This window comes from Autumnicola patrickiae (assembly GCF_031846525.1).
In the GTDB taxonomy this organism is placed as follows: domain Bacteria; phylum Bacteroidota; class Bacteroidia; order Flavobacteriales; family Flavobacteriaceae; genus Autumnicola; species Autumnicola patrickiae.
Window position 1 is genome coordinate 76,025 of record NZ_JAVRHM010000011.1, and the last position, 24,401, is coordinate 100,425.

21 protein-coding genes are annotated in these 24,401 nt (G+C 38.0%); 11 read left to right on the top strand and 10 right to left on the bottom strand.

The features are described from left to right. Positions 1-9 precede the first annotated feature (9 nt). From RM549_RS10815 to moeB, 6 genes are read left to right on the top strand one after another with little or no spacing between them, the layout of a single operon-like run. Positions 10-606: a thiamine phosphate synthase gene (locus RM549_RS10815; RefSeq protein ID WP_311684637.1), complete on the top strand. Its 597-nt coding sequence runs from the start codon at positions 10-12 to the stop codon at positions 604-606. Further along, complete coding sequence (locus RM549_RS10820; protein ID WP_311684640.1) at positions 593-1,354, top strand: hydroxymethylpyrimidine/phosphomethylpyrimidine kinase; 762 nt, start codon at positions 593-595, stop codon at positions 1,352-1,354. Before RM549_RS10815 ends, RM549_RS10820 begins: the two co-directional genes overlap by 14 nt. Beyond that, on the top strand, positions 1,351-1,986 hold the full coding sequence (locus tag RM549_RS10825; RefSeq protein WP_311684642.1) for a thiamine phosphate synthase: 636 nt from the start codon (positions 1,351-1,353) through the stop codon (positions 1,984-1,986). Before RM549_RS10820 ends, RM549_RS10825 begins: the two co-directional genes overlap by 4 nt. After that, positions 1,983-2,762, top strand: a complete 780-nt coding sequence (locus tag RM549_RS10830) for a thiazole synthase (protein WP_311684644.1) — start codon at positions 1,983-1,985, stop codon at positions 2,760-2,762. The genes RM549_RS10825 and RM549_RS10830 overlap by 4 nt, the downstream gene beginning before the upstream one ends. Beyond that, positions 2,755-3,864, top strand: coding sequence for a 2-iminoacetate synthase ThiH (gene thiH / locus RM549_RS10835; RefSeq protein WP_311684646.1), 1,110 nt, complete (start codon positions 2,755-2,757; stop codon positions 3,862-3,864). The genes RM549_RS10830 and thiH overlap by 8 nt, the downstream gene beginning before the upstream one ends. A 1-nt stretch (position 3,865) precedes the next feature. Beyond that, complete coding sequence (moeB, locus tag RM549_RS10840) at positions 3,866-4,954, top strand: molybdopterin-synthase adenylyltransferase MoeB (RefSeq protein WP_311684648.1); 1,089 nt, start codon at positions 3,866-3,868, stop codon at positions 4,952-4,954. A 25-nt stretch (positions 4,955-4,979) separates the two neighbouring features. On the opposite strand, the gene RM549_RS10845 is transcribed toward moeB, so the two are convergent. Further along, positions 4,980-5,144, bottom strand: a complete 165-nt coding sequence (locus RM549_RS10845) for a hypothetical protein (protein WP_311684650.1) — start codon at positions 5,142-5,144, stop codon at positions 4,980-4,982. 204 nt (positions 5,145-5,348) lie between these two features. On the opposite strand from RM549_RS10845, the gene RM549_RS10850 reads away from it, so the two are divergent. Next, complete coding sequence (locus tag RM549_RS10850) at positions 5,349-6,068, top strand: DUF72 domain-containing protein (protein ID WP_311684652.1); 720 nt, start codon at positions 5,349-5,351, stop codon at positions 6,066-6,068. Between the two features lie 13 nt (positions 6,069-6,081). Here RM549_RS10850 and RM549_RS10855 read toward each other — a convergent pair whose 3' ends face one another. The 3 genes from RM549_RS10855 to RM549_RS10865 all read right to left on the bottom strand — a co-directional run bounded on the left by RM549_RS10855 (position 6,082) and on the right by RM549_RS10865 (position 12,017). Beyond that, positions 6,082-7,566: a GFO_1087 family putative carboxy terminal peptidase gene (locus RM549_RS10855; protein WP_311684654.1), complete on the bottom strand. Its 1,485-nt coding sequence runs from the start codon at positions 7,564-7,566 to the stop codon at positions 6,082-6,084. Between the two features lie 393 nt (positions 7,567-7,959). Then, on the bottom strand, positions 7,960-10,221 hold the full coding sequence (gene katG, locus RM549_RS10860; protein ID WP_311684656.1) for a catalase/peroxidase HPI: 2,262 nt from the start codon (positions 10,219-10,221) through the stop codon (positions 7,960-7,962). A 332-nt stretch (positions 10,222-10,553) separates the two neighbouring features. Continuing rightward, entirely contained in the window at positions 10,554-12,017 is a 1,464-nt protein-coding gene (locus RM549_RS10865) for a glycosyltransferase family 2 protein (protein WP_311684658.1), read from the bottom strand. A 537-nt stretch (positions 12,018-12,554) separates the two neighbouring features. Here RM549_RS10865 and RM549_RS10870 point away from each other — a divergent pair. Further along, positions 12,555-13,082 (top strand): DUF4494 domain-containing protein, encoded by a 528-nt coding sequence (locus RM549_RS10870; RefSeq protein ID WP_311684660.1) that lies wholly within the window; start codon positions 12,555-12,557, stop codon positions 13,080-13,082. A 313-nt stretch (positions 13,083-13,395) separates the two neighbouring features. On the opposite strand, the gene RM549_RS10875 is transcribed toward RM549_RS10870, so the two are convergent. Continuing rightward, the gene (locus RM549_RS10875; protein WP_311684662.1) at positions 13,396-18,702 is read right to left on the bottom strand and encodes a PAS domain S-box protein; all 5,307 of its coding nucleotides are present in this window, start codon (positions 18,700-18,702) and stop codon (positions 13,396-13,398) included. 519 nt (positions 18,703-19,221) lie between these two features. On the opposite strand from RM549_RS10875, the gene RM549_RS10880 reads away from it, so the two are divergent. Continuing rightward, positions 19,222-19,512 carry a hypothetical protein gene (locus tag RM549_RS10880; protein WP_311684664.1) on the top strand — a complete coding sequence of 97 codons (291 nt, stop codon included), beginning with the start codon at positions 19,222-19,224 and terminating at the stop codon, positions 19,510-19,512. Between the two features lie 211 nt (positions 19,513-19,723). Here RM549_RS10880 and RM549_RS10885 read toward each other — a convergent pair whose 3' ends face one another. Both RM549_RS10885 and RM549_RS10890 read right to left on the bottom strand, forming a co-directional pair. Beyond that, the gene (locus RM549_RS10885; RefSeq protein ID WP_311684666.1) at positions 19,724-20,068 is read right to left on the bottom strand and encodes a hypothetical protein; all 345 of its coding nucleotides are present in this window, start codon (positions 20,066-20,068) and stop codon (positions 19,724-19,726) included. Positions 20,069-20,320: 252 nt separating this feature from the next. After that, positions 20,321-21,550, bottom strand: a complete 1,230-nt coding sequence (locus RM549_RS10890) for a hypothetical protein (RefSeq protein WP_311684668.1) — start codon at positions 21,548-21,550, stop codon at positions 20,321-20,323. A gap of 225 nt (positions 21,551-21,775) precedes the next feature. On the opposite strand from RM549_RS10890, the gene RM549_RS10895 reads away from it, so the two are divergent. Together RM549_RS10895 and RM549_RS10900 are read left to right on the top strand one after the other, a co-directional pair. Next, positions 21,776-22,051, top strand: coding sequence for a hypothetical protein (locus tag RM549_RS10895; protein ID WP_311684670.1), 276 nt, complete (start codon positions 21,776-21,778; stop codon positions 22,049-22,051). Continuing rightward, positions 22,026-22,373 (top strand): response regulator transcription factor, encoded by a 348-nt coding sequence (locus RM549_RS10900; RefSeq protein ID WP_311684774.1) that lies wholly within the window; start codon positions 22,026-22,028, stop codon positions 22,371-22,373. Before RM549_RS10895 ends, RM549_RS10900 begins: the two co-directional genes overlap by 26 nt. A gap of 524 nt (positions 22,374-22,897) precedes the next feature. Here RM549_RS10900 and RM549_RS10905 read toward each other — a convergent pair. From RM549_RS10905 to RM549_RS10915, 3 genes are read right to left on the bottom strand one after another with little or no spacing between them, the layout of a single operon-like run. Next, the gene (locus tag RM549_RS10905; RefSeq protein ID WP_311684672.1) at positions 22,898-23,341 is read right to left on the bottom strand and encodes a hypothetical protein; all 444 of its coding nucleotides are present in this window, start codon (positions 23,339-23,341) and stop codon (positions 22,898-22,900) included. A 6-nt stretch (positions 23,342-23,347) separates the two neighbouring features. Beyond that, positions 23,348-23,815 carry a helix-turn-helix domain-containing protein gene (locus RM549_RS10910; protein WP_311684674.1) on the bottom strand — a complete coding sequence of 156 codons (468 nt, stop codon included), beginning with the start codon at positions 23,813-23,815 and terminating at the stop codon, positions 23,348-23,350. A gap of 1 nt (position 23,816) precedes the next feature. Further along, positions 23,817-24,386, bottom strand: coding sequence for a hypothetical protein (locus tag RM549_RS10915; protein WP_311684676.1), 570 nt, complete (start codon positions 24,384-24,386; stop codon positions 23,817-23,819). Positions 24,387-24,401: the final 15 nt, after the last annotated feature.

The following is a 24,401-nucleotide window of genomic DNA, read 5'->3' on the forward strand; positions in this document are numbered from 1 at the left end:
CAAATTCAGATGTTCATTCTTTTTACTTCGGAAGAAAATCAAACTGCGGAAAAGGAACAGCTCATTCGTTTTTTTGAGAATGAGCTGCCCCTTTTGCACGTTCGCAAACCCGGAATGGCCGAAGAAGAACTGAAGCTATGGTTATCAGATTTTGAAGAAAAATACCTTCAGAAGATGGTACTTCATCAACATCATCATTTAGCTGAAATTTTACCGGTTAAAGGAATTCATTTAAAGGAAAATTTCAGAAGCAAAGAAGAGGATTTATCTCAGTATGTCGAGAGTATTCAATCACGAGGTTTTACAGTCAGTTCATCCTTTCATGATCCCGAAGAAGTAAAATCTGGAGCTTCCAACTTTGACTATGTTTTTTTGAGTCCGGTGTTTACTTCTGTTTCAAAAGAAGGATATGAAGGACAGGCTTTTAATGTGGAGAATATTTCCGGAAAAGTCATCGCTTTAGGCGGAATTGAAGCAGATAAGATTTCGAGAGCAAAAGAACTGGGATATGCGGGAGTAGCAGTATTGGGAGCTATATGGCTGTCTGAAAACAAAGATCAGGCTTTTACTGAAATTTATAATAAGTACAGAAATGTTTACCAATAACAGACCATTTGTTTTAAGCATTGCCGGATTCGACCCTTCAGGAGGCGCGGGATTGCTGGCTGATATTAAAACTTTTGAAAATCTGGGATGTTATGGGCTGGCGGTAAACACGGCAAATACGATTCAGAATGATATAAAATTCGAAGCCTGCCACTGGACTTCTGAAGAAATTATTACTCAGCAACTGGAACTTTTATTGGAGCGTTTTCCTTTGGAGGTGGTAAAAATCGGAATCGTAAAGAATTTTCAGGTTTTAAATAAAATCATTGACAAACTGCTATTTAAAAATAAAAGCATCAGAGTTATTTGGGACCCGGTTTTAAAATCCAGTAACGGATTCTCGTTCCAGGAACCGAAAGAATTTCAGGAGAATCTGGAATCAATTCTGGATAAAATATTTCTTGTCACTCCGAATTTTGATGAATTACAGATTTTTTATTCCGAATTAACTATGGAAGAGACGATTAGGAGAATAAGCAGTAAAACCAACCTGTACCTTAAAGGAGGCCACAGAATGGCAAATATCGGTCTGGATGAATTATTTACTCCGGAAGGGGAGTACCTGAGTTTTGAACCAGGAAGAAACGATTGTTCGGAAAAACACGGCAGCGGATGCATTTTATCCTCGGCATTGGTAGCACATCTGGCTTTGGGCAATTCTCTTCCGGAAGCCGCACGAAAGGCAAAAGATTACATTGAAAAAGTATTAGAATCAAATCAAACATTATTAGGATACCATAAAACATGATTTCACACTTACACTACATATCACAGGGAGAAACTCCTGAAAAACACCTGGAAAACATACAAAATGTATGTGCCGCAGGAGCAGACTGGGTTCAGCTGCGTCTTAAAAATGAATCTTTTGAGACGGTTCTTAAAACAGCAAAAGCAGCAAAGAAGATTTGCGATGAATTTCAGGTTAAATTGATTATTAACGATTTTCCTGAAGTGGCAAAAAAAGTGAATGCCGATGGTGTTCATCTGGGAAAGGAAGACCACTGTCCATTGGAAACAAGAAAGCTGCTGGGGCCAGATAAGATTATTGGAGGAACAGCAAACACGCTGCAAGATTGCGAAGTTCTTTGCAAAAAACAGGTAGATTACATAGGTCTCGGACCCTTCCGGTTTACTGCTACCAAGAAGAAACTCAGCCCCATTCTGGGAGCAGAAGGTTACCGGAAGCTGCTAAGCAGTCTTCATGCTAGCGGAAAAGCGGTTCCGGTGATTGCGATTGGTGGAATTGTACCGGAGGATCTTCCGGTTTTAGCAGAAAGCGGAGTACACGGTGTGGCCATTTCCGGATGGCTTACCAACCATCCGCAACCTGAAATGATCTTCCGGGAAATCCAACAACAATTTTCAGAAAAACAATTATGAGCAACACAGATTCATTAAAAATAGCAGACAAAGTCTTTTCTTCCCGTTTGTTTACGGGAACAGGAAAATTCAGTTCTTCAGAAGTAATGCAGCAGGCTGTTTTAGCTTCAGAAAGTGAGCTGGTGACAGTGGCTTTAAAAAGGGTAGAACCGGGGAACGATGACGATCAAATGATTTCGGCTTTAAAAGATCCTTATATAAATCTTCTTCCCAACACATCTGGCGTGCGGAATGCCAAAGAAGCTGTGTTTGCCGCTCAAATGGCAAGGGAAGCCCTGGAAACAAATTGGGTAAAAGTGGAGGTACATCCAGATCCTAAATATTTGCTTCCGGATCCTGTCGAAACTTTAAAAGCCTGTGAAGAACTGGTGAAATTAGGTTTTGTGGTGATGCCGTACATCCATGCCGATCCGGTTTTGTGCAAACGACTTGAAGAGGTCGGAGCGCAATGCGTGATGCCCCTGGGAGCACCAATTGGCAGCAACAAAGGTTTAAAAACCCAGGATTTCCTGGAGATCATTATTGAACAAAGTAATGTGCCGGTTATCGTAGATGCGGGAATTGGTAGTCCGTCTCATGCCGCTCACGCAATGGAAATTGGAGCCGATGCCGTTTTGGTCAATACCGCAATTGCCGTTTCCCCAAATCCGGTGGAAATAGCGAAAGCCTTCAAACTCGCTGTACAGGCAGGAAGAATTGCCTACAATGCTAAACTCGCTCCACAAAGGCAACAAGCAGAAGCAAGTAGTCCGTTAACACAATTTCTTTATGACTAGTTTCAAACATACTTTAAGAAAATATTCCTGGGATGAGGTACTGCAAAGCATTTTCTCGAAAACAGAAGCCGATGTGCGTTCTGCACTGCAGAGCAGAAAAAGGGATCTGGAAGATTTTAAAGCGCTCATCTCTCCTGCCGCACGTCCTTTCCTGGAACAAATGGCGCAGCAGAGCAAGACGATCACCAAAAAGCGATTTGGAAACACGATGCAGATGTACGCTCCTTTGTACCTGAGTAATGAGTGTCAGAATATTTGTACCTATTGCGGATTTAGTATGACCAATAAGATTCCGAGGAAAACCCTGAGCGATGCTGAGATAATCAAAGAAGCCGAATTCTTAAAATCAAAGGGATACGATCATATTTTATTGGTGACGGGAGAAGCGAACAAAACTGTGGGCGTTGACTATATGTGTAATGCGGTAAAACTGCTTAGGCCTTATTTTTCTAATATTTCCATTGAGATTCAGCCCCTGGATCAGGATGAGTATGAAAGACTGATTGAAAACGGACTTTATGCCACATTGGTTTATCAGGAAACCTATCACCGGGAAACCTATAAGATCCATCATCCTAAAGGGAAAAAATCAAATTTCGATTATCGGCTGGAAACCGCAGACCGGTTAGGAAGAGCCGGAATCCATAAGATTGGAATTGGTGCATTGTTCGGACTTGAAGACTGGAGAGCCGATAGTTTTTTCACTGCTTTACATTTAAAATATTTGCAAAAGAACTATTGGAAAACGAGGTATTCCATTTCATTTCCTCGCTTGCGGCCTTTTAGCGGCGGCCTAGAACCAAAAGTGGAGATGACAGATCCAGATTTGCTTCAGGTTATTTGTGCTTACAGATTACTGGATGAAGAAGTGGAATTGTCTATTTCTACCCGGGAAAATGAGATTTTCAGAAACAATATTGTTCACCTTGGAATCACCTCGATGAGTGCCGAATCAAAAACAAATCCCGGCGGCTATATGGTAGATCCACAATCTTTGGAACAATTCGAAATTTCCGATGAAAGAAGCACAGAGATCATTGCAAAAATGCTTTCTGAAACCGGAATAGAGCCTGTCTGGAAAGACTGGGAAAAAAGCTGGTAATATGTTGACAGAAAAAGAAAAGCAGCGTTACCTGCGGCACATACTTCTGGAAGAAATCGGTAAAGCAGGGCAACTGAAACTAAAGCAGGCAAAGGTACTGGTGATAGGCGCCGGCGGACTTGGCTGCCCTGTTTTACAATATCTTGCTGCCGCCGGAGTCGGAAAAATCGGAATTATAGATGATGATGTTGTAGATGTTTCGAATCTACAGCGACAGATCCTTTTTTCGGAAAAGAATGTTGGGGAACCGAAAGTGATCGCTGCTAAAAACCGGCTTCAGGAGGTGAATTCTTCAATAGAAATAGTGACATATAAGGAAAGATTATCCGCAAAAAATGCACTTCATATTTTTCCGGAATACGATATTATAGTAGAAGGAAGTGACAATTTTACCACCAAATATCTGGCAAACGATGCTGCTGTTCTTTCCGGCAAACCTTTGGTCTTTGGCTCAATTTTTAAGTTTGACGGACAGGTTTCGGTATTTAATTATCACGATGGTCCCACTTACCGATGTCTTTTTCCGGAACCCGGTTCTGCTGAAGAAATGCCGTCCTGCAGCGAAGTCGGCGTGCTGGGAATTTTACCCGGAATTATAGGAAACCTGCAGGCTAATGAAGTGCTGAAGATGATCTTAGGGATAGGAAATGTATTATCAGGGAAATTACTCCTTTTTGATGCTCTTGAAATGCAGTTTCAGATCCTGCCGTTCCGGAAAAATCCTGATGTAAAAATCAATAACCTGGAAGAAATTAGTTTTTCCTGTGAAATTTCAGCTGTCAAATCGCTCTCCTATCAGGAGTACGTAAAATCTCAGAATTCCTATACTTTACTTGACGTGCGTTATCCTGCAGAACGTGCCATTGCTGATATTGGCGGTATAAACATTCCGCTTCCGGAGTTGCATAAAAGGTACAGCGAATTAACTTCAGAAGATAATGTGCTTGTTTATTGTGCTTCAGGAATGAGAAGTTTAAAAGCTATTTCTGTACTACAGGAATATTTTCCGCAGAAAACATTTTTCAGTTTAGAGAAGGGCCTGGCAGAAGTTTTTAAGAAAACCAGGAACAGCGTAAGTGGCGGGAAATGAACATGAATGCGACTTTCAGAGAAGTCTAATCGAACTTGTTTGAAGAACGTTCTTTCTTCCTTTTTTCTGCAGCTTCGGCTTTATGAGCCTGCTTTCTTACCTTTATAACGGTATAAATAACTACGATAAGCAGGACTAATCCCATAATTATTGCAAATCCAGCACCCCATACATAATCCATTTTCACCATATTGTGGTTATTAAATGATAACTCTGAGTTATTAATTTACTATTTTATGGAGTAACATAAAAATTTGAAGGGTAGGAAAGTGGAAAAGGGGAGAAGTTTAGTCTGAGCCACTTTATTTTCTGAAGTTCTTAAGAATGTTTACTGCTTGATTTTAATAAATTGAAACTAATCGCCTATTTCGGGTGTTATTGAAGACACAATGATATGAAGTCAAATATTCAGATAGGAACCAGTGGCTATCAGTATAAGCACTGGAAAGGAGATTTTTATCCGAAAGATCTTGCGGTCAAGGACCGGTTCGAATTCTATGCCCGTCATTTTGATACGGTAGAAATAAACAACACCTTCTACAAAATGGCAGATGCTTCTACTTTTGACGAGTGGAAGAATTCCGCTCCTAAAGATTTCTGTTATGCGATAAAATACAGTCGTTTTGGAACGCATCGGAAAAAACTTAAAGATCCTGAGGGGCATGTGAACTATTTTTTAGATCGCGCAACCCACCTGGAAACATTACTTGGACCTGTTTTGGTCCAGCTTCCTCCAAACTGGAAGAAAAATATCGAACGATTAAAAGAATTCCTGCAAGTAACTCCTAAATCCATTCGATGGGCAATAGAAATAAGAGATCCGGACTGGCTTTCGGAAGAGTTGTATGAATTGTTGCGGGAGCATAACGCAGCACTTGTACTTCATGATATGATTCCAGATCATCCACGGGTAATAACTGCAGACTGGACTTATATGCGGTTCCATGGGAAAAATTACAGTGGCAATTATTCAAAGAAACATTTAAACGAAATCGCAGATGAGGTTCGGGGTTATGTTGATGACGGACTTGATGTTTTTGTCTACTTCAATAATGATCTTGAAGGTCATGCTGTGAGAAATGCTCTCAGTCTTAAAGAGAATCTGGGAGTATAGCTTTCGTCACTTTCTATTCAACTCTGTTCAATAAAACCTCAGGTACAGCGTCCAGATACATTTTTTGATATCCGGCTTTATACATTCCGCTTTCACCTATTTTATCGATATTTTCATTTTGTTGTTTCTGAGCAACCTGAGCTTTTCCGAATAAATGATTAAGCGCTGCCTGTAGTAAAGGTTCAGAAGGATCACCCAAAGTTCCAAGATTACTGACCTTTTCTGAATATGCTATATCTGGCACCAGCCCATCTTCATAATCTGATTTTCCTTCAGCATTGGCAGATTTGAATACCAGAGGCTGAATGGCATAGGTGTGATTTTCATTTGCGCCGTCTTTCTGAAAATCGGGACTGTCATAAAGTGTTACCGACGCCTGGAATTTTCCCGTGGTGTTTTCCCCAATTTGTACTACATCTATATATGGCTCAAGACCATTGATTACAAGTTCGCTGGCAGAGGCGGTACCATTGCTTGTGAGTACATAGACTTTTGAAAGGTTCAGGCTGTTTATAGCTTCACCTGTTCTGATTTTTGCATTAAACCTGTTTACGAGCCTTTCAGAATTGTTCGTCTCATAATATTCCTGGTACTCTTCATTCCATTGTTCCTTCATAAAAATTTCTCCTGAAAATTGTCCTGTGATCATACTTGCCAGATCTATGGCAGATTCTACCGAGCCACCCCCGTTATAGCGGAGATCCAGTACAAGCTCTGTAACCCCGGCACTTTTTAATTCTGCAAAAGCAGCATTTAATTCATCATCGAAGTCGCCTATAAAAGAGTTGTACATAAGATATCCTACTTCTTTTCCTTCAACATTCAACGTCTTTACCATTTGAATAGGATTGGAGGTATAGGAAGTATTTACCAGCGTAATAGTCTCATCAGTTGGCTTTAAAAGTCCATCCTCAATTTTGGCAATTTTGATACTAAAAGATTCAGCCTCCATTAACTCCTGGAAATTATTAAATGTCATTTTTTCTCCGTCAACTTCAGTAAAAATTGTTCCGCGGGTAAGTCCGGCGTCTGCAGCAGAAGTGCCGGGAACTACGTACTGAAGGAAACCAAAGATATTATTCGATCCGCTTATACGGCCGAGTCCAAATTTCATTCCGGCAGTGCTACTTGTAATTCCTTTAAAGCTTTCTTCCAGTTGATTATAGTCGGCAGTGATAAAGCTAAACCTATCCCTTGAGGACTTTACATTATCAAACAAATCTTCGGGAGAATCAAAATCTTCAAGAAACGCGGCTTTTTCAGAATTTGTGGAAAAGTAGTCGTCGCTTAATTCGGGGACATCTGCTTTATACAAGTAGAGGTCGTTCATACCTTTCCATACAAAGTTCTCCACAGCAATTTCTTCTGCTTCCACAGTTTCTTGATTTTCAGCGTTTTCATTGGTAAGCTCCTGTTCCAAAACTTCGTCATCCTTTGAACAGGAGGTAAGAAGTATCGTAAAAAGTACTGTAAGTATGCTTATTTTTCTGATTTTCATAGCTATTGTTTCCGTTTGAAAAGATTAAAGATGGGATCGATAATCTGAGCAGGATTTTGAATATAATCACCTGTTTTTCAGAACTGCCTGCTTACAAATAAGCAGCAATTGTGCCAAAATGGAATCTGATTTACAGCATTGATTTCGGGCGGAGAATTACTCTTATCGTTCTTTGATTTTACTGATTAGGATTTTTAAACTGCGATGTATCAGACTCTTAAGCTTTTTGAAAAACGCGTAGAATGCGATCCTGATGGTCGATATTTGCAATTTTTGGAGCACCTCTAAAAATGGCAATTTTCGTACTACTGTTTTTTCTGTGGTATATATAAAGAAAAAGGTGGCTTTCAAAACCACCTTTTTCCAATTTAGTTAAAGCTTTGTAGCTTATATTTAATCACGTAGATCGAAACGATCCAGATTCATCACCTTGTCCCATGCTTTTACAAAGTCATTCAGAAATTTTTCCTGTGCGTTTTCGTAAGCATAAACTTCAGCAAGGGCACGCAGTTCAGAGTTAGAACCAAAAATTAGGTCAACCCTTGTTCCGGTCCATTTTACTTCACCTGTAGCACGGTTCCTGCCTTCAAAAACATCCTGTGCATCGGTAGTAGCTTTCCAGGTGGTATTCATATCAAGCAGGTTTACAAAAAAATCGTTAGTGAGTTGCCCGGGATGTTCTGTAAACACTCCGTGCCTAGAACCATCAAAATTAGCGTTCATCGCCCGCATACCACCAACTAAAACGGTCATTTCTGGCGCAGTAAGTGATAATAGTTGAGATTTGTCTACCAACAATTCTTCAGCCGAAGCAGATAAACTGTTTCTCTTCTTCATATAATTTCTGAAGCCATCACCAATTGGTTCAAGAGGATCAAAAAGTTCAGCATCTGTTTGCTCTTCACTTGCATCCATACGCCCCGGTGCAAAAGGAACTCCAATATCATATCCCGCATCTTTAGCGGCTTTCTTAACAGCAACACATCCTCCCAGTACTATAAGGTCTGCAAGGGATACTTTTTTATTACCTGATTGAGAATCGTTAAACTCCTGCTGAATTTCTTCAAGTTTATTTATGACTTTCTGTAATTGTGGAGGATTATTAGCTTCCCAATGTCTTTGTGGTTCAAGCCTGATACGCGCACCGTTGGCACCACCTCTCTTATCTGAATTTCGGTACGTAGATGCCGATCCCCATGCGGTAGTGACAAGTTCAGAAACAGATAAACCGGATTTTAGAATCTTTTTCTTTAGTTTTTTAACATCACTCTTGTCTATAAGCTTATGGTCTAGTTTTGGAATTGGATCCTGCCATAACAGATCTTCTGATGGTACTTCCGGACCAAGATATCGGGTTTTTGGGCCCATATCACGGTGTGTTAACTTATACCATGCTCTGGAAAAAGCTTCTGCAAATTCTTCCGGATTTTCATGAAAGTGTTTGGAGATTTTCCCGTAAGCAGGGTCTTCTTTTAATGCAATATCTGAAGTTAGCATAAAAGGTGCGTGCTTCTTATCGGGATCATGAGCATCGGGAACAGTACCTTCGCCTCCGCCGTCTTTTGGTCTCCACTGAAATGCACCACCGGGTCCTTTATGACATTCCCATTCATAACCGAATAGGTTATCGAAAAATCCATTGCTCCATTTAGTCGGCGTATTTGTCCAGGCTCCTTCCAATCCACTGGTGATGGTATCCCCGGCATTACCGGTTCCGTGGGAGTTTTTCCATCCAAGGCCCATTTCTTCTATAGGCGCGCCTGCAGGTTCTGCACCTACATACTCATTGGCATCGGCTGCTCCGTGTGTTTTTCCGAAGGTATGTCCACCGGCAATAAGCGCTACGGTTTCATAGTCGTTCATAGCCATACGACCAAAAGTTTCACGGATGTCCTTTGCAGATCCAAGCGGATCGGGATTACCATTAGGCCCTTCAGGGTTTACGTATATAAGGCCCATATGAGAGGCTCCTAAAGGCTGTTCCAGGTTGTTATCATCAGCATAACGCTCTTTATTTCCAAGCCATTCACCTTCAGATCCCCAGTAGATATCCTCTTCGGCTTCCCAAATATCCTCACGTCCACCTGCAAATCCAAAAGGTTCTAATCCCATAGATTCCAATGCGACGTTTCCGGTAAGGATAAGAAGATCTGCCCAGGAGATTTTTTTTCCATATTTCTTTTTAATCGGCCAGAGAAGTAATCGGGCTTTATCAAGGTTGGCGTTATCTGGCCAGCTGTTTAAAGGTGCAAATCTTTGTCCGGCTGTTCCTGCGCCACCACGCCCGTCACCAATACGATAGGTTCCGGCACTGTGCCAGGCCATACGAATAAATAGTCCGCCGTAATGACCATAATCTGCCGGCCACCAATCCTGGGAGTCGGTCATAAGATCATGAAGGTCCTTTTTAACTGCAGCCAGATCCAGGCTTTTAAATTCTTCGGCATAATCAAAATCTTCTTCCATTGGGTCAGATAGATTCGAATGTTGCCTTAGGATACGTAGGTTTAACATATTAGGCCACCAGTCGCGGTTTGTAGTACCGCTACCGGCAGTTTTATCCAGTGCGCCGCCTAAAAAAGGACACCTGCTGGAATCGTTTACTTCCCAGGCTTTGTGGGTGCCGGGGGAATTTCGATGCTCATTGTTTTCCATGTTGGGTGGTTTAAATTATTAACGATATAAAATTATTATAATTTTTAGCTATCACTTTAAAATATCTATAAAAATAAACTATAGTGCGGGGGTCAAAAAACTATTGTAGTAAGATAGAAAATTTGTTGGAAAAAATCCAGAGAAATGCCATTGAAGTACCCTGCAAAAGGTAGAGTTCATAATTTTTGATTATGCTTTACGATAATATAGATATCGCTTTTGCAACATGATCCATGATAATGGGTTTCTTAAAATAAAAAAAGTTACTGAATTGCTTCAGTAACTTTTTTTATATGCGGAAGAAAACTTCCGAAGAAATCTTAGGATTAAGACTATTTCTTTTGTGGTAATTCCCTGGTTAACCAACCTCTTCTATTAGCAGTAGCCATAGCATATGGTGTTATCCAGAACAATCCAAAAGTGTAGAAAATACTATATGAATATGCCCAAAGCGCTTCAGAAATATTATACTTTTTAGCATAAAAAATAACCGGAAGACTTGAGAATATTAGAATACTCAAAAGTGTGGAACTAATGAACATAACAGGATGTAAAACTAATAGCACGAGCATCATCACGAACAGGGGGTATGCTGTTAACATGTGCATCCATTGATTTATTAGTAAAAGCCGGGTTCCGGATTTTGATCCATTTCTAAAAGGTTTAAAAGCAAACCTGGACATCATCAGGTTTTCACGTACATTACTTCTTTCCCAACGGGTAAACATTTTATGTAAGCTGCTAAACTTTTCAGGAATGTTGGTTAGTACATAAGCGTTACGCTGAAACAGCACATGGAATCCCTGTTTAAGGATCATATTGGTCATGGCACGATCTTCACCAATATCTGTAGGTTGTCCCATAAAAGTCTGATTTATCCACTCGGGCAGGCAATTCATCACAGCATTACTGCGATACGCCGCCAACGCTCCGGGAGTACATAAAACTGACCCCAATACGCTTTGTGCAGATCGTATAAACTCGAAACTGAATACAAAACTCACATTCAGCATTCGTGGAATTATTGCTTTTTCGTTATTCAAGACACGAACATTTCCTGCAACAGCGCCACAGTCTTTATTGGTAACAAAAGGTGAAACCAGGTTGCGCAACGTATCCTTTTCTACAATAGAGTCACTGTCTACAGTAACAAAAACCTCACCGGTTGCAAGATTGAATCCACGGTAAAGTGCGTGCCTTTTTCCCTGATTATGTGGCTGCTGATAAATAGAAACACGGTCCCCAAGTTGTTCTTTGGCTTTTTTCATCCATTCCCATGTATCATCCCCACTACCATCATCAATGGCGATTAACTGTAATTTTTCGGCGGGGAAGTCACTGTTGGTCAGGCTCAGTAAAGTTGCATACACCTGTTTACCTTCATTATAAGCAGGAACAATAACCGTACAGGTCGGCAACTCTTCATCTGTAACAGAATTTACAGGCTTATAACTAAAAAAAAGTTTTGCAATATATGCCAAAAAGCTGAGTCTGAATATCAGCAGGAAGCCCCCAAGCACAAGCAAAATCATACCTCCCAGTGTATCCATTCTGCTCAAATTCATTTCCTCAAATTGGGGCTGCAATATATAAACTGAAAAAGCTCCACCAATTAATAGGAAAAAGGTAGCCGCCAAAGTAAAAAGATGTCTTTTGGTAAAAATCGCCTTTCTGTAGTTCTCTGAAACTTCTTCCTTGTTTGTTCCACTTGATATACTTTCTTTCTGTTGTGTTGATTTCTCGATTAAATTTTTAGCCGAAGCTGAAGGAGTTAATCTAAGGTCTCGTGTTATCATTTTCTTTTAAAATTTCTTTATCCGTTAGTAAACTTTTTTATGTGGTTTTTTCTATACCACCAGCATAAGTAATTCAACCATTTCACGGAGTGGCAGAACCAATTATTATACCGCGGGATATTATCCCTGAAAATCAGATCATTAATTTATTTGATGTGGAATTTATTCTGGTAAAGCAGAAAAAAATGTGGATTTAATCTACAGTAAAACTGCTTACATGTAATTTTAAATGGGATCCTTAAGATGTAATTAGAAATAACCAAACGATAATAAGGTTGAAAGTAAACCTGAAGCTGCAGTCTTTCTTATAAATCTGACAGAAAAATTGTAGCTGTATTGTACTGTGGCTTTCCTTATCGCGTTGCTGAAAAGTCCCCGGTTTAAAGCTGTTATTTGGAGTAAAGGTTAAAAAAAAACACTAACCAATTTCTGTTCAGAGGCTTAAACCTGAAGAAGAAAAATTGTGAATATCTAATAGCCAAATTGTAAGCGAAGGCCTGATTTAAATGATATTTTTGCCATCCAAAAAAATATATTATGAGCGCAACCTGGTATGAATGTAAGGTGAAATACAGAAAAACGCATGATTCCGGAGAACAAAAGATGTCCACAGATACTTACCTGCTGGACGCCGTATCTTATACAGAAGCAGAGTCCAGAATTACCGAAGAAATGATGGCTTACACGAGTGAGGAATTCAGAATAATGAATATAAAAGTCGCAAATTTTGCTGAGGTACATCCATTTGAAAATTCCGACAGGTGGTTTAAATCTAAGGTTTCTCTTGTAGCGCTTGATGAAGAAAGCGGAAAGGAACGAAAGACCAACATCTATCTGCTTGTGCAGGCTAATGATGTAAAAGAGGCTTTTGAAAATACAACAATTGCTATGGAAACCACAATGGGAGATTATACAATTCCTTCTATTACAGAATCTCCTATTCTGGATGTATTTCCATATTTTTCAGGAGAAGAAGAGCCAGAAAGATTCAATGAATCGCAACCTTCTGAAGAAACAACTGAAAAGGAATCTGCTGAAACTGTGGTAGAGGAAAATCAGCACTAATAGAGGCGGATATTTGCCATTTTGGAGCACTCAACTTGAAAAAACTTAAGAAAAAGAGAAAAGACTGCTTCGCTGAAAGACCTTCTGAGGAAACATTTAGAAGTTATTCATGATCGTGGTGAAACTTAAGGGCGATAATTGCCATTTATAGAGGTGCCTTTATTTTCTGAACAATTATTCTATGGCACTTTCACCGTAATTTTGATTCAGGCTCTTATCCCGAATTCAAATTCTTCATTTAATGAGACGATAAAAGAAAATTTAGAATGACAGAGGGTACTGCAGGTCGATATTTGCCATTTTGGAGGTGGTATTAAATTTCTTTTATATAATCCTCTAAGCCTTTAATAACTACATCGAATTCAGCTATAACATCTTTAAATTCTTCCTGATTAGAACCGGACTGCTCTGTGATTTTAATATTTTCCCTGTAGTCTGAAACTAAATTTTTCAGTCTTTCTGCTTCTACATAGTAGAGGGTATTGGTATTTTTGTGTATTAAATCTGATAATGCTTTTAAATCTAAATTTTCAGCAGCCGGAATAAATTCCTGTTTGTATGTTTGAATTCCTTTTAAAGCGGAGTTTATCAATTTTTTAAGCAGCTCTATATTTCCCCCCGAGATATTTTCAAATTTTGTTATGCTGTAGGTCAGCTTATCTTTTTCTTTTCCCGTAGGCATTTGATCATCATTAGACTGAGGATTTAATGCTTTCTTATGAGAGTTGGTGTCATTACTTTTTTGTAAATGTTTAAGGTGATGCAGGATCTTCTTACGTAACTGGATAGGATCAAAAGGTTTAGTAAGCAGATCATCAAATTGTGTAGCATTTCTTGACTGCAGTAGCTCCTGATTTTTATCTGCTGTGAGTGCAAGAATTGGAATGTCTTTATATCCGGGAATTTCCCTGATTAATTTTGTTGCCTTAGTCCCATCCATTACAGGCATCCGCACATCCATAAGCAGCATGTCGTACTTTTTTTCCTTAGCCATCTCTACTGCTTTTTCTCCATTAATGGCTTCATCAGGATGTATTTGCCACCAGTTTTCAAAAAATTGGTGCAGAATGTTCCTATTAATTTCCACATCTTCTACCAACAAGATGTTCAGTTTTCCAAGATCTATTTTCTTCTCCGCTAATTCATTCTGCGGCATTGTTTCAGGATTTTCTTCCACCCCCTTTTTAACAGGAAGTGTGAAGTAAAATTTGGAACCTTCATCTTCTATACTTTCAACTTTAATATCACTACCAAGAAGTTCCAGGAGGAGTTTGGTAATGGTAAGTCCAAGGCCGGTGCCACCGTACTGTCTTACCGTTGAGCTCTCTGCCTGGGAAAATTTTTCAAAAATGTGGAGAAGTTTTTCCTCCGGAACTCCTATGCCGGTATCCTGAACCACAAAATCGAGCCATAGCGTATTGTCTTTTTCTTCAGAAATCTGAATGCGGAAATCTATAGTGCCGTTTTTTGTAAATTTTATTGCATTGCTTACAAGGTTATGAAGGATTTGAGATAGCTTAAGCTGATCTGTCACAATGCGTTTGGGAATATTGGGATCTATATGTACCTGGAGACTGCTGCCGTTATTTTTAGCCTGAGGTTCGTATAATTGCTGAAGACTAAGAATAAGACCTGAAAGTTCAAATATATTATTATCTATTTCTCCTTTTCCTGCTTCCAGTTTACTAAAGTCCAGAATATCATTTATAAGAGAAAGCAGGTTTTGAGCAGAGAAACTTAGGGAGTTAAGGTTCTTCTTTTGATCCTCCCTGGGATTTTTATCAAGAAGAAGATTAGTAAGTCCAATAACAGCGTTGAGCGGAGTTCGAATTTCATGGCTCATTGTAGAGACAAAATCTTCCTTTGCAATAGTAGCTGCCTCTGCCTGCTCCTTGGCTTTAATTAGATCTTCTTCAATTCTTTTTGCTTCAGTAATATCCACAATAAATTCCACATACTCTTTTTCACTGAGTTTTTTACCTGCAAACATTCCCCACCAACGGGTACCATCTGGCCGTATGAGCTCTTTTTCATAAGGAGAAAAAAGCCCGTGTAGCTTCACTTCTTCAATGGCTTCCCATGTTCGAGGGATCCATTCTTTGAGAGTAACATCTTCAGATTTTACATTTTGATTTTTAAAATCTTCTTTGGTGTAACCAATCATATTTAGAAAGGCATCATTGGCATCCAGAAAGTTACTTTCATCATCAAAAAACAGGACTCCCACCGTTTCTATAGTTAGAACTTTTTCCAGGCGCTCCTGTGAAAGGCGAAGAGCAGTTTCTGCCCTTGCACGTTCTACAGCAGCCCAGGTCATATTTCCAACTTCTTCAACAAGGGAGATTTCTGCAAGTGACCAATTGCGGGGCATAGAAGAATGGATTCTTACAATGGCCAGTAATTTTTTATTCTTTACCAGTGGAACCCCTATAAGTGCCTGTACCCCGGTAGCCTCTATAATTGCCTTCTTGTTTTCTGTGATTTCCAGGTCTTCTAACATATTATTTACCACTAGGGTTCGACCTTTCTTTAATATGTCCCTTATGTCCGAATCAAAATCTGATATTTTAGTTTTATAGGGTACAGCAGAAACACCATTTAAATATCCTTTGTTCGCGAGGAATGTATCTTCATCTTCAAGTACTTCAGCATAAAATGCCCTGTTCACTTCCAGGTGCTTTCCAAGAAACTGCATTGCTGTAAACTGAATTTCGTTAGGATCTTCCAGGGGCCGCAGCGCGTCATTTAATTCTAACAGGAAGGTTTGCCGTTCCTCTGCTTCCTTACGTTCAGTAATATCTTTGAATATTACAGCCACGTGTTGATCATCACGGGAATCCATCCTAAAAGCGTACACATCAAACCAACGTTTCAAGCCTTCAACGTAATTATTAAATCGCATTGATTTTCCTGTTTTTGCGACCTGGCTGTATTTTTCCATCCAAAACGGCTCGATATCGGGCACAAATTCTTTAATCGTCTTCCCCTCGACATTCATTATACCAGATTGCTCCGCGAACATAGGGTTGGTTTCGAGGTAACGGTAATCTATACAGATCCCGTTATCATCATAGATTAATTCAAGAAGGCAGAATGCCTCATCCATAGAATTAATGATCTTCCTATATTTATCTTTTGCTCTTTGTGCAAGTTTTTCTTTTAACCGTAACAGCTCTTTTTCTGCATTCTTTTGGTCGGTTATATCATGAAAGGTCATTATAAAGCCATCTCCATTTTTTACTGCAGATACATCCATCCAGATGTTGAGATTTTCATAAGGATAATAACGCTGAAGGCGCAGGGGCTTTCCTGTTTCTACTACCTCTGCAAACATGTCGAAAAATATTTCTTTAGCTCCGGGAAATAAATTTATAAGCCTTTTGCCTTCCATTTCCTCCCTCTTTAGATTACTTAATTTTGCGGTAGTTTTATTAACACCTCTAAAAATAAAATCAATTATTTGTCCCTCATCATTTCTTACAGAATCCAGAATAGAAATGCCAGTAAAAGAACCGTGCAGCATCTGGTGCATGGTTTCTTCAGATTTCTTTCTTTCCGTAATATCTTCAGTGGTAAGTACCAATCGATTCTCTACTTTTTTGGCTCTAAACCGAAAATAATGATGAAGTCCATCGCCATAATACTGAGTTTCAAAATCTGCCGGTATTCCTGTATCTGCAGTTTTTCTTAGTTCTTCCAAAACCCTTGTTTTTTTCACCATTGGAAATTCCCTGCTTAGTCGCTTTCCAACCAGATCATAGGGAAAATCCAGTTGCTCAAAATTAAAAGCATTGAGCATGGTATATTGAAAATCTTCAGTTTTTCCTTCTTCGTTATACAGGATATCAAATAAAATAATGGAGTTAGGAGAGGCATCAAAAATGGATTGAAGTAATGCCCTGTTTTTTTGTATTTGGACTGCCTGTAACCTAATTTCTTCCAGAGAAGTTTTGAGCACCTCAGGGTTGTTCCCGAAGTCTTTGGCATCAAACTTTTCTGTTATCAATTCGGTTATATCCAGCACTCTGTGAATTATATAATCTACTTCTCCATCGGCATTTAAAACTGGAGTGTTTGTGGGACTCCAGTGTTTTTCTTCGAAATTCCCCGTTCTAGATTTTACATCATAATGTTGGATAGACATACGATGTGGCTTTTTAGTGGAAAGCACTCTATTTAGGGATGTCCTGAGATTTTTTCCTCCTGTTGCATCACTTAAGGCCGGGTTATCTGGAAATATATCAAATAAATATTCACCAATAATATCCTCCCGGTTGGTATTTGTGGCTTCCAGATAGGCATCACTAGCCATTTCTATATAGAAATCTGTAGTAAGCACCAGGTAAGAATCGGGTGCATTTTGAAGAACTTTTAATAAATTTCGGGAACGTTCTTCACTTTTTTGCAACTCTTCCTCTGCCTTTTTACGTTCGGTAATATCCTGTACGAGGCCAATAAATTTTTCTGGATTTCCCTGGTCATCCAGTAGAATCCTTCCCTGCGACTCTAAGATGCGCAATTCCCCATCCTTGCGGTAGATGCGACGGGTGTAAGTATAACCACTCCTGGTACTGGCGGCTTCTTCAAGAATTTGCCTAACTATCGAAACATCATTTGGATGAGACTGTGCATTGACCCACTCCATTGAAGGTTCGAATTCTCCAGGTTCATAACCAAAAAGCCTGTACAGGCCTTGAGAAAAATATACTTGATTAGTACGAAGATCTGCCTCGTAGCTTCCTGTACCCGCTACAATTTCTGTAGTCTGCATTAGGTTATTAAGCCGTTTCCTTTCCTGCTCTGCCTCAATCCTTTCGGTTATATCCTGTGCCGTACCATACACTCTTATTGCATTGCCTGCATCATCCCGGCGAATTGCAGCCCTACGGTGAATATATCTGAGGGAGCCGCTTGGTCTAATTGCACGGGTGATCATATCCAGTGGCTCACCGGTAGTGTGCGTTTTTTCTATTGCAGTTAAATATTCCGCGCGATCATCTGGATGTACATGGGACATGAATTCCTCCATTCCAATCTTTTCCTCTTTAGGTTCAAGGCCTAAAATATGATAGAACTCCGGAGAATAGTAAAAAAGCTGCCCTGGAAGTTTTCTTTCAAAACTTCCAATATGGCTTATTTCCTGAGCATTCAAAAAACGACGGTGTTCCTCCTGCTGCTTTCTTTCTAAACGTTTTTGTTGATGAATGTTTTGTACAGTACTAAGAATATGAGAAGCTATTCCCGCCGCGTCCTTTTCAAAAACTTTATCTGTAATTTTAAACCACTGCCAATCCTTATGCGTAACTTTTAACCGGACTTCTGCATAACAATCTTCATCCTTTATGGAATTTGCACATTTTTCCAGGTTTTCTATACGGGACCTTGCATCATCAGGATGCAGGAGTGAATTAAAGGTATCCTGCGAATTTCCAAGAAAAAAATCAGGATCCAGCCCCAGAATATCCTTGATTTTATCATTTATAAATTCTACTTTATTTTCTTTAAGGTTTATTATATATAGAAGATCAGGAGTATAATTTAATATTTTCCTTAAGGAATGATTCTCTTTTCTAATCTGCTCAAGTTGAAATTTTTTATCTGGTTTTTGCGAAGATGACATGAAATAGTTCTAATTATTATCTCAGAAGATTTGTTTAACTCCAGAAATACAAAATACGGGAATATTTGAGAAAATGAGGGAAAAGCTTCATGCATTTAAGGAACATTTATGTTATGTGCATATTTTTTAAAAAAAGCGAATTCTAAAAATTACAAAAAACTTCAGCACCTTCTATTTTATGTTGGAGGTAGATTTCAGATTAAGGTGAGGGTGCATTAAGAATTCGGATTTTTAAAGTCATTTTCCTCAAAAAGATTGAAAAATAAAGAAAAATAAGGATTTACAGCAGTTTCCATATGTAGTCTCCCATAATTTGCGTAGAACCTTAAAAAAAACATTAGGCTTAGTAGACCTCCTTGAACTTTAAAACCTTTTTATCGATACGGGAAAGGGAAAGTCTTATACCCATAGAACCCGTTGCGCTAGGGGTGTTCAGCAAGTCGTGGAAAACTTTCAGGATGATGGTCTAAATAATAGTGAGGAATTGTACGGGTAGATATCCTTGAAGTTCTCGTGGTTTTGGCACATAAAGCCTATCTCTACAGCATTATTTTCAATTTACTTTCAAATGCAATAAAGTTTCAATCAGATCAGCGGCCGTTGGAGGTGGATGTAGCTGTTTTAAAAGCAGAGTATACTTTCAGTCCGAAATTTATGGGTTTATTAACTCTAATGACCAGCAGTGCCTATGATAACATGAAAGCCGACAATGAACTTATGAGAATGAGCTATGGAACCATACCTACCATCTATTATAATCCGTTTAGAACCATCAAAATTTGGTTTTTCTTAGCCTATATCGGCCGGTAATATAGTTATTCAGATTATTTTGTAGAAAATCTTGGCGCCTCCAATTATAATAAGAAGGAATTAAGGATAGGCTTTATTCTCCAAGGTTATTATTATAAATCTCTTCTCTGTGGCATCTGTATAGAAGTGAAGAATGTTAGAATTTAATTTTTTAATTAGGCTGAAATTATCAAAGAGAATTCAGCGATAGATTTTCCGGTAAAATGGTATATTAGTCAACATTAAATTTTTTAATACGCGTACTAGATAATACATGTTCTAATTCCTTTTGAAGCTCTTTCCCTTTGTTTATATTATACCAGGTCTGTATCTCAGTTTTGATTATTTCAAAAGAAGCATTCTCTTTAAGGAGTTGATCATACATCTTTTGACAATTTTCAGGGCGTGGTCCCCAGGTCCCTAAATCCTTTCCTTTTTTAGGTAGTACACCTAAACCTTTTAATGACAAGCTAGAGTTTGTTTTGGTGCAGGATTCTGAAAGAACTTTTATTAAATTAATAGAACCTATGGAATAGGTGAAATCATTTGCCAATACAGAAGTTAACTTTTGAGGCAAAATGCGGGTTTGCGAGGTTTTGTGGTGTAATCTAGGTACACGGCCATTATAACATGTTTAAAAAAATTGATAAAATATTACCAAATATTTAGTCTTTACTTTTTTTGCTGATTTTTCTTTATTAATAGAAATTGCTGAATAAGCTTTAGCCGAACCTCAAGAAGAAAACAGAAATTTCTCTTTATAAAAGCGTTTTAAGAATTTTTTTCCTAAATACTGAAAGATTAAATATGATTTACGCTAAAGTGCCATTTACCTTGAGGTAATAGGACTAAATATACTACCTAAACTTTTAAAATTAATTGCTTTTGAAAGCGTTACTGTATAAAATGGTCGTGGATTTATCAGAGTATTTGTTACTTCCGCCTGTAATGTAATTCCCGACGTCGCCTCCGTAATCCATATCCTTCCATTAAAATATATATCGTTTTTATTGTTATAATTTTCTTCTAACACGCTCGCAATCGTTCTATTTTGGGGAAGATAGCTACTAATATAACCGGCAGATGAATGAAGTCTAACACTCATTTGTTTCGTTTGATGTGCTAAAATTACTCCGGGGCCTATACTAAATGAAAACTCACTAGTATATGTGGTGGAACTATTTTCATTCTCAACAAATGGAATTTGCAGTCTTCCCTCACGTTGAATTGTATCAAGTGGAATACCGCTATTGAAATCGGACTTTGTTTCTGTTCTTCTCCAAATAAATTCAGCAGAAGGTGCGAAAAATAGTTTAGTGCTACTGTTTATGGTTGAAATAGGAAAAAGAAAACTGGTGTGAGCACCTAAATTATCAGAAACATTACTTCTAATTAACTCTGCGGTTTCTCTATATGCTAATACAGTAGAATCATTTAATCTTTCAATTCTTTTATCCCTTGCTAAAACTGTTACTGAGTCGGTGGATGTAAAGCTGCGGTTGCCGTACAAACTCACAAACCATCCCATTTTATTATTTTCTGGTTCCAAATAAATATTTGCTGCAAAGAATAAATTATTTGCTTTTACACCATCAACAAGATCAAAGTTAGTACCTATATAAGCTAAATATCGATATTCATTATGGTATATAGCTATGGGATTCACTACAATTTTTAAACTATCAGTAGTTACTTCCACATCGTTTAAAGTATCATGTAAAATAAGGTTCAGATTTAAATGACGTGTTCGGTCAACAAGAGAATCTCCATTAATTTCTAAAAAGAAATCAATTTGCTCCTTTTGATTTAATTCCAACAATGTAAAATTGGAATGATGAATTTTATATTCATTATCGTTCATTGTATTACTGACATTGGGTCTAATTTTAACAACAAAATTTTGGCTATTTTGTGGGGTTATGCTGCCTTTTTTAATCAAAAATTTATAAAAAACATTTTTTGTCGATTTGGTAAGAGTATCAGTGTTTCTAGAAAAAGTTTGAGCACTTAAGCAAAAACTACCACAAAAGACTAATAAAAGGAATAGAAGTTTTTTCATAATTTTATCTTTATAATGAAATTATGTCCTATTTTCCATTCAAGCAATACCCACTATTGGGTATAAATTTGGTCTCAATTCTTAAAAGTTTATTTTAGGCACTCTTCGCCCTTACCGTCGAGTCTTCATTCTCAAAAGACAAGTAGTATGGGCACGTCATTAGAAAATAAAGCACTTCAAAAAAAGATTAATGGTTTCGCTCCCTAAGCCGAGCTGATTCCTGGAGTGATAAGTATACATCAGCTCAATCCATTTATGCCTTTATATATGACCAGTGATAGTCTGGAACTCTTGGGTATTAAAACGGAGGAACTAAAAGAAATTGGGAGCGATTACCATAAGCGGTTCTTTAATAATGATGATATGGAAGGATTCGTTCTTAAATTGAAACGTTTAATGGAAACTCGAGATGAAAAAGGAACATTTACTTTCTTTCAACAGGTAAAACTTCGGATAGAAAGGAGTGGGTGTGGATGTGGCTTCCTGCAGGATTTTTTTTAAAGATAGAGAAGGAAATCCATCTCACACTATCACAGTTGCTATTCCTATAGACCAGCTCAAGCATATACCTAATAAGGCACAAAGATTTCTTGAGGAAAGTAAATTCTTTCGCTCCAATCTGAGCAAATTTATAAGTCTTGGCTCTAGGGCTAAAGAAGTACTGAGGTTAGTAGCTCTCGGAAAAAGTTCTTCCGAAATAGCAGAGGAATTGTTCACTTCAGTGGAGACAGTGCAAACACATCGTAAATTGATTAAACAAAAGTTAGATATTTCTTCCTCATATGAATTTACTCTTTATGCTCATGCTTATGATCTGATTTGAGACTTCAGTAATTTATAATTTATTGGATTGTGAATTACCTGAACTTTCACACACCATAAAGCTGCTGCTGGAATCAAGGGGGGGCAAAAGTAAAAGAAAAGCAATAAACGGATTTTTAAAAAGCTATAGCTATTAAAAAAATTGTTAGCATTAGATTGAATTCTGGATCAGGCTCGCTGAATTTATTCATAATGAAGGTGAAAATTGTAGGCGATGCAAAACTAAGGTAAAATATGTATATAATTGCCCTTATTATATAAACAGAAGTAAATTTTACCCTTGTATTAATATTCATCCGGATATTTATTCCGTAGAGGATAAGGATAAAGAATTGAACTGATTAAGGTGAGTTGTGTAACCTGAAGGTAACAAAGAACCAGGCTGAAAAGCAAGAATCTGTTTTTTTACACCCGTTGTTCGGACTCAAATCTGAGAAACGGAAATCAACCAGGATTTTGCACAAAAACTTCTAAGATTCCATACTCGATTAGGAGAGTATTGAATTTAATATAAGAAACTTTCTGCTATACATCATCTGGCTTTAGAATAATATCTTCCGGAATTAATTCTTTGACATCTATTGTTGGGAGAAGAAATTGATTATAAATAGTACCTTCAGTTTTAGCATGTAGAACCCCTCTGGCAGCACCCACGGTTAGTACCGCAAAATGCACTGCAAGATCATGTACTATTAAATAAGAATTGTCTTTTTGTTTAACCTTATTTAAGAAGTCGGATTTATTTATTTCAAATAGCGCCTGAATTTCCAGAATAAGAAATGGTTGATCTTTTTTTCTTTCAAAAGAGAACTTAGTATTACAAGTAATGGTATAATCATCTATATCTAAACCAAAACCCAGGGCTGTAATAAGATCTGTTTCTCCTGTTTTTTTATAAGCAGCTTCAATTTTCGCAAAGGAAGTCGTACGTAGTCCTGTAAATGCAAATCCTAATTTATTATAAGTCATTACGCATTAGTTTTCTTTTACCGGATCTAAGTATTCATTCATATTCTCTAATGTTGTACTTAAAAATGGGTTCTTTTTAGAAATCATAACCGTATTTAAATCCTCTGCGATTTCTTTTTGTTTATGCCTATGAACAACCTGCATCGTTGTACTAACGGTTCGAGAATAGCTTTTCTCTCTAACTTCTATTTTGGGAGACGAAATAGTGACATTGAGAGCATCGGCTATTTTATCTAAGGTATCAAATGTGAGATTAGCTTTAGCCCGGAGTATTTTATTCACCTGCTGTGGGCTTACCTCCATTTTATTTGCAAGTTCCTTTTGGGTGATTTTATGGGTTTCCATAAACTCCATTAGATCAAGAGCGAATTCCTGCGCTCTGTTGATGTTACGTCTATTGGCACGATCATTTTTAGCTCGTACTTTCCAGTGCGTAGCAGTCTTACTTACTTTTGAATTCAGGTTGTTGGTCATATTAAAATTCTGTGCAGTCTGTAATATTTTCGTTTTTTAACCAGTCTTTGAGGTAGTCTAATTTGTTAAGTTCCATCTTTAAAGCTGAAGAACCCTGCATTTTACCTACTAATTTTATGCCGGCCCCGGTAACAATAATTGCATTATTTCCCAGGCGTATCCCATAAAGTCTTAAGAATGAACCATGATCATATGTATACATTTTGCGTCTTCCGGGATCATCTATGCGTTCGCTTTTTGAAAGCTCAATAAATTCATCAAAAAGTGTCTCAAAACAGTCACCTCCCAATGATTCTTCTGATATTTTATCAAGTTTATCAAATAAATCTGCAGATTCTAAAAGTACTTGTTTTACTAAGAAATTTAAATTATCGTTTTTGTAAGATCCCTTTTTCCAGCCCGATTGAGAGGATTTGATGAAATCTCGTACATAGAGAGGGTTTTGAAGATGATCCTGAATTTTATCCAGTTCTGTTTCATAGTCTTCCGGTGTTTTATAGAAAGGACAATTAACAAAACGTGCTAAATATACGCCTTGATATTGTCCTTCAAATGTACGATATATTTCCATAAAATCAACCTACAG